The sequence below is a fragment of the Shewanella sp. 10N.286.45.A1 genome (assembly GCF_041470405.1).
Lineage (GTDB): Bacteria > Pseudomonadota > Gammaproteobacteria > Enterobacterales > Shewanellaceae > Shewanella.
Map to the genome: position 1 here is coordinate 1 of NZ_JBFRMK010000315.1, position 6,133 is coordinate 6,133.

7 protein-coding genes are annotated in these 6,133 nt (G+C 43.2%); 3 read left to right on the plus strand and 4 right to left on the minus strand.

The window, feature by feature from the left end; translation table 11 throughout:
* Positions 1 to 255: 255 nt before the first annotated feature.
* Entirely contained in the window at positions 256 to 2,019 is a 1,764-nt protein-coding gene (locus AB4238_RS20085) for a multiheme c-type cytochrome (protein ID WP_372035148.1), read from the minus strand.
* A gap of 72 nt (positions 2,020 to 2,091) precedes the next feature.
* On the opposite strand from AB4238_RS20085, the gene AB4238_RS20090 reads away from it, so the two are divergent.
* The gene (locus tag AB4238_RS20090; RefSeq protein WP_372035150.1) at positions 2,092 to 2,142 is read left to right on the plus strand and encodes a hypothetical protein; all 51 of its coding nucleotides are present in this window, start codon (positions 2,092 to 2,094) and stop codon (positions 2,140 to 2,142) included.
* 429 nt (positions 2,143 to 2,571) lie between these two features.
* Here AB4238_RS20090 and AB4238_RS20095 read toward each other — a convergent pair whose 3' ends face one another.
* Positions 2,572 to 2,937 (minus strand): isochorismatase, encoded by a 366-nt coding sequence (locus tag AB4238_RS20095; RefSeq protein ID WP_372035140.1) that lies wholly within the window; start codon positions 2,935 to 2,937, stop codon positions 2,572 to 2,574.
* A gap of 122 nt (positions 2,938 to 3,059) precedes the next feature.
* Here AB4238_RS20095 and AB4238_RS20100 point away from each other — a divergent pair, with 122 nt between their 5' ends.
* Together AB4238_RS20100 and AB4238_RS20105 are read left to right on the plus strand one after the other, a co-directional pair.
* Positions 3,060 to 3,974 (plus strand): LysR family transcriptional regulator, encoded by a 915-nt coding sequence (locus AB4238_RS20100; protein WP_372035142.1) that lies wholly within the window; start codon positions 3,060 to 3,062, stop codon positions 3,972 to 3,974.
* 125 nt (positions 3,975 to 4,099) lie between these two features.
* Positions 4,100 to 4,834, plus strand: coding sequence for a YebC/PmpR family DNA-binding transcriptional regulator (locus AB4238_RS20105; protein WP_372035143.1), 735 nt, complete (start codon positions 4,100 to 4,102; stop codon positions 4,832 to 4,834).
* A 74-nt stretch (positions 4,835 to 4,908) separates the two neighbouring features.
* Here the strand turns inward: AB4238_RS20105 and AB4238_RS20110 are convergent, their stop codons facing one another.
* On the minus strand, positions 4,909 to 5,316 hold the full coding sequence (locus AB4238_RS20110) for a thiol-disulfide oxidoreductase DCC family protein (RefSeq protein ID WP_372035144.1): 408 nt from the start codon (positions 5,314 to 5,316) through the stop codon (positions 4,909 to 4,911).
* A gap of 11 nt (positions 5,317 to 5,327) precedes the next feature.
* A complete protein-coding gene (locus AB4238_RS20115; protein WP_372035146.1) occupies positions 5,328 to 5,978 on the minus strand; it encodes a thiol:disulfide interchange protein DsbA/DsbL in 651 nt (216 codons plus the stop codon).
* Between the last annotated feature and the right edge of the window lie 155 nt (positions 5,979 to 6,133).

Here is a 6,133-nt window from a genome sequence, read left to right on the forward strand (position 1 = left end):
TCGCCTGTAGGAGTGTTTTGGGCTTGCTACTTCTACGTTGAATAAACTCATAAGGGAATAACCATTATGTCATTACTCACTTTGAATTAGCCTGCCTTGAATTAGCTTGCCAAAAACGCTCTGAGTAGATCAACTTCTTATACTGATTGGTATTATTAGAATAACCTGAGCATCGAAAACGAAAAAGGGCTCTTATGTAAGAGCCCTAAAAAGTCACGGGTTAGCTATATGCAGGGAGGTACTAACCCTTACTTTTTATTCCATACGTTCAAAAACGTGGAACTTCTCAATACCGTAAGACTTACCTTCGGCGTGACAAGTTGCACAAGACTCAGAAGTTGGCTGGGTGTACCAATCTGCAACCACTTCTTCGTCAATTGAACCGCCTTGCTGTTCCATATGGTTCAACGCTGACTCATCGTTATGACAAGCAAAACAGTTAGCCGTAATTGGGCTTGCCATCTTAGTATTGTCACCACCATGGAATGCTTTCGCACGGATAAACTGATTAGGGATCGCATACAGATCGATTCCGTCAGCATGACATGACACACAGTTTTCAGCGTTTAGGCTAGTCGCTGAATTAGGCTCACCAGTAACAGCCGATGCTCCAACTCCCCAGTGCATACTGTGGACCATAGGTCCAAAGCCAGGCGCTGAGTTCTTCGAACTACGATCTTGACCGTTGTTATGACAAGCAACACAGTCTAAGCCACCCTCTGTGTATGCACCGTTCTTGTGATAATTGGTCTCACCATTATGACAAGTGGTACAACTATCAGCGGTAACAGCATGACGTCTTTCGTATTCCATCGCTTCACCACCTAACTGGCTTACGACTTCAGAATAACCGGTAAATGAAACCGTATTCTTATTGTCATCTTGTACCCAGCCGTTATAGCTCAAGCCAATTCGAGCTGTCGCCATAATGTCTGCTGCTTCAAAGCCTGCTGAAGGTGAAGGGAAACAATGTGTGCGAGTGCCGTCAGTGTTGTCAGTTTTGATTTCGTCATCACCGTGACCTGCAAAACGACCAACAATCGAGCTGTTATCGTAACCATGCAAGTAAGCACCAGCGTAGATAACAGGTTTGCCGTCTACATGTACACTCCCCGCGGTTCCACCGTCTGGGTTATACAATTGACCGATATTAAGCTGAGTCTTATTTTCACCGTCTGATTCAAACAGTGACATTGTGGTACACCAAACATTATTTTCATCTTTAAATGGTGCTGTAGTCTCAGCTGAATAGCTCATACGCATCTCTTGCAGCTCAGTCAAACCAGACTTATCAGCGTGAAATGCTCGGGCGTCAAACTCATTGCTCGATGCCATAATCGCTTGTACTGCGGTATTGTCAGTCGAATGACAATCACTACAACCATTACCTGCAATGCTTGTATTGATCACTGGCTCTGCGTGACAGGTATAACAGTTTGTTGGTGCGAAATCTTTTTCAAACTTTTGGTGGTTGATATGACCAATTTTTTGCATCGAGTTACGCGCGTAACCACCATCATCTCTGACGACATTACCGTGACAAACCATACAACCTGCAACGAGATCAGTATCGCCATCAGTATTAATTGCAGTGTAGCTAGGGTGTTTCAATTTCGATGCAGCATAATCAACGTGACAACTTTGACAAGTCTCAGTTGTCGTTGTGTGCAGACCTTCAGTTTTATCGACAACCATATAGCGTGACTTTGCGATATTATCGCCACCACCAACAACAAGACGTATTATGCCTTCGCTGCCACTATCTATCGCAGCCATTGGCGCATAGAACTCATAACGGCCATTGTCAGTCATTGTCAGGCTAGCACCATCTGTTGCTTGGTCTGCATTGCCACCGACTATAGTGCCTTCGTAATCAGGGCGACTACGGGCGATACCTTTTTCTGTGAGTACAGCCATTTCTGCACTGGCATTCTCTAAACCTGAAATCAATAACCCTTCTTCGTTAGTAATTTCAAACTCAAATTTGATCGCTCCCTCTTCAAGGGTATGCGCAATCATTTCAACGTTAGTCGTTGTTGATTTCTCTACCACTGGCGGTAACGGGCTGGTGCCATCTTCGCCGTCATTACCATCTTTTCCATCACTACAAGCTGTAAGCCCGAAAGCTGCCGCTACAATTAAGGCGACCCCACATTTGTTAAAGCGCTTCATCATCACTCCAAAATTATTCTTTAGATGTGATCTTTACTCCCCCGCAGATACAGTACTGATGTTTCAACAATGAATATGTGAATTATTCCCCATTAATATGAAGCCTTTCCATCACTCATCACAAAAATAAAAAGAGCAATTAACATACAGAATTAAATTAATGTTAAATTAATATTTACCCAATATTTAATGACTTACAACTCATCGATAGGGAGTTTAGATTAAAAATATACCCTATAGCATTCGGTATAAATGAGTAAGCAGATTGCTTCCTACATACGAAAACGCCGGCAAGTTTACCGACGTTTTTTATAGCTAATAGCTCTACTGCGACCTGTAAATTTCACCTTGGCTTTGTTCAATAATTGCCTATGAATAATTACCCCGCTAACAGAGCAACTACCCCAGCACTTCAAAATCATCATCAGCAAGCTTAGCTGTGCCATCTTGTTGCAGTACCCACAGCTCTTTATGGATCACGCCATGAGCCTTATTCATTTTCCACGAAGAGGTTAGTAACACAGTCTTGTCGTCCACAATGCTGAAGTTAGGCTCGATATATTCCACACTATCAAACCCTTCATTGATCAAGTTTTGCCAAAATGCCTCGATAGCATCTCTGCCGACAAATTCACCAAAAGGTCGAGCATTCATGGTCGCGTTCACTTCATATTGCCCAGCGCACTGCTTGGCATCTTGGCTATTGAAACCATTCTTCCACGTTTCACTGGCTAACTTAACTGCATCTAATAAAGTCGAAGGCATTGTATAACTCCAATCACTGTTGTTTTCAAAATATGGGACCAGTTTACAGCTAAGATTGAGATTGATAACCTAGCTAATACAGCAACCACTGTTCGATAAAACAGAACAATATTGAAGGTATTATGGATTACTTACGGCATATGGCCATTTTTAAACAGATAGTTGATGCGGGTTCCATCAGTGCTGCGGCAGACAATTTAGATCTGTCAAAATCCGTCGTAAGCCATCACCTAAAAAGCCTTGAGCTAGCAGTAGGAGTACAATTACTGCATCGAACCACCCGCAAGCAACAGCTAACCCCAGCGGGAACTGACTTTTATCAACGCTGCGCGCAAATGGCTGACATATCTCAAACCGCATGGCAGGAAGCACGCGATACAGGCGGAAAGCTTGCTGGCCCAATCAGAATAAGTGCGCCCCATGCGCTTATTGATTCAATCGTTGCTCCAGCTATCGCTGAACTATGTAGTGATAACGCGCAGGTAAAGCCAACGATTTCCGTTGCCGATCAACGTATTGACCTGCTCAGTGATAATGTTGATCTAGTTATTCGGGTCGGAAAGCTGCCTTCTAGCAATTTAATGCAGCGTAAGCTCGGCGATTTCAGGGATGTAGTTTGTGCTAGTCCAACGTATATTAAGCGACATAAGCACGAGATTGATGCTGAGCAGTGGCCATCTTTGGATTACATAGCCAACTCATGGCAAAAGGCAAGATTAACCCATGAGCTAGAGCCGCTATCAAATACAAATAACAACACGGCAATGACAAAACACTTAGCGTTTGTCGCCAATCGATTCACCGATAATTCATCCGCGGTTTGCGCTTTAGCTAAAGCAGGCTTAGGCGTTGCACTATTACCTGAATTTGTATTTCAGCAAGCAGAGCAACAAAATCAATTAGCCATGTTAGTGCCCGATCATCAATGTCCACTTAATACCGTGTACGCTGTACATGATTTTGGCCATAAACCACCGCAACTAATAAAAACCACTATTGAGCTGCTGATGCGATATTTCAGCGCTAATAAAAGTTAGCGTAGAGCCTGCATAGCAGCTTTTATTGATCGGGATTAGTATTTTTAAAGGCCTGCACCTGATTTGTGCTAATAAAGCTGCTAACATTGCTGGCAATTTTTTAAAGCTTAGTGAGAAAGATCAAGATGGGCAGAGCATACCAAAACCGCAAAGAATCCATGGCGAAAACTGCTGGGCAGAAGACGAGACTCTATTCTAGATACGGAAAAGAGATCTACGTTTGCGCCAAAAATGGTGGTTTCGATCCCGACGGTAACCTAGCGTTACGTCAAATGATTTCCAAGGCTAAAAAAGATCAAGTACCCGCTCACGTTATTGAGCGTGCGATCGAAAAAGCGCGTGGCGGTGGCGGTGAAGATTATGAAAGTGCTCGCTACGAAGGTTTTGGTCCTGGTGGATGTATGGTTATTGCTGATTGTTTAACAGACAATGGCAAGCGTACCTTTACTCAAGTGCGTCAAGCATTCGTTAAAAATGACGCCAAACTAGGTGGTCCAGGTACAGCTGGTCACATGTTCGATCACCAAGCGGTATTCGTATTTGCTGGCGATGATGAAGATGCGATCCTTGAAATGCTAATGATGGCCGACGTTGATGTAACAGACGTAGAGCTAGAAGATGGCATGATCAGTGTTTATGCTCCACACACAGAGTTCTTCAAAGTTAAAACAGCACTCGCAGCTGAACTTCCTGCAGAAACTGAATATGTCATGGAAGAGATCACTTTCGTTCCACAAACAATGACAGCGATTACTGATGCAGAAGAGATTGAGCAATTTGAAAAATTCTTAGCTGCACTTGAAGATTGTGATGACGTTCAGAACGTTTACCACAACGCTGAGTTACCAGCAGAAGCATAAGATTTTCTGCAAGGTAATATAGATACAGCAAAGGCACTCATTGAGTGCCTTTTTTATTGGTTTTAATTTGGATATCAGTCTTCGATAAAGCGACTTTTAACTGCAGCCGTTGGTAACAGGCAGATTGCTCTTGTGCCAAATAGCCTATAACGCTGCTTTGCCACTGCATTATAAAGCCCATCACGTACTATTTTCGGCAAAAAACGGCTAAAACGTAACAGTGGCCAAGGTGCATCAAGGGACTTTGCAATCTCTATTGCCGCATCACTGCGCAGATAACAGCTATCATCCTTTATCAATATCACGCTATTTAAAGCAACCTCTGTCACACCGTACTTAGACAAATACCTTTTACCCGCTTTCGATTGCAGTGAGGCAAACATAAAGCCTTCGCCACTATCATGGTTAATCACAAAATTAACTGCGCCGTGGCATAGATTACATATGCCATCAAATATGATTATCTGTGATTGCGCTTGCACTGTCGCTACCGTTAGTTCGTGGCTAACCGAGCTCGCTCCTTCTCGACCAGAAAGCGAGTAATATCCAGTACCTGCTCAAAGCTGTTGGCGGACTGATTCAGTACTAAGTAGCGGCCATTTACTACAATTGAAGGTGTACCTTCGATTTCAGACTGAGCCATCACCTTGATTGCTCGATCAAGTTGTTGATTGACTTCAACCGATGTAAGTTGCTGCATAAATGCTGCTTTACTAAGCCCAAAACCTTGCATGAACTCCGCTAACTTTTGTGTTTGTAGTTTACTATCACGGATCTCACGCAGCTTCATCACCTCTTGGAACAGCGCAGCATGTGCCTTATCGCCATCAGTCATGTTTTGTACGATGAAAAACACCTTGGCATGCAACTTCATTAGATCATTCCAAATTGCGGGTGACTGCACTAGGCCAACATCTGTAGCCATGGTTTTTTGCCATTGGTGCAGCGGTTTTTCAAATGACTCACAATGTGGACAACCATACCAAAAGAACTCCATCACTTGGATCTGCTCACCGTCGGTGTCAATAGGTGTTGCCAGCGCTCGGTAGTTAACGCCTTCAACATAATTGGCATCGATTGCATTTTTATCACCGCAACCAACAACGACAAAGGTCAAAAGTAGCAGCGTCAGTAATTTTTTCATCAAGTATCCTTACGATGTGTTTGTTTTACCAATCAGTATAAGCAGTTGCCTGATTAGCAAATGTTTTATTCATTACTAAATTAACATAAAAAAGGCACTCAATGAGTGCCTTTAAATCGTATGACTAGGGGCTGTTGATCTTTCACGGTTGTTTT

Coding starts and splice junctions, on each gene's coding strand:
- AB4238_RS20085 (WP_372035148.1), bottom strand. CDS start 2,019: ATGATTGCGCATACCCTTGAAGAGGGAGCGATCAAATTTGAGTTTGAA.
- AB4238_RS20095 (WP_372035140.1), bottom strand. CDS start 2,937: ATGCCTTCGACTTTATTAGATGCAGTTAAGTTAGCCAGTGAAACGTGG.
- AB4238_RS20100 (WP_372035142.1), top strand. CDS start 3,060: ATGGATTACTTACGGCATATGGCCATTTTTAAACAGATAGTTGATGCG.
- AB4238_RS20105 (WP_372035143.1), top strand. CDS start 4,100: ATGGGCAGAGCATACCAAAACCGCAAAGAATCCATGGCGAAAACTGCT.
- AB4238_RS20115 (WP_372035146.1), bottom strand. CDS start 5,978: ATGAAAAAATTACTGACGCTGCTACTTTTGACCTTTGTCGTTGTTGGT.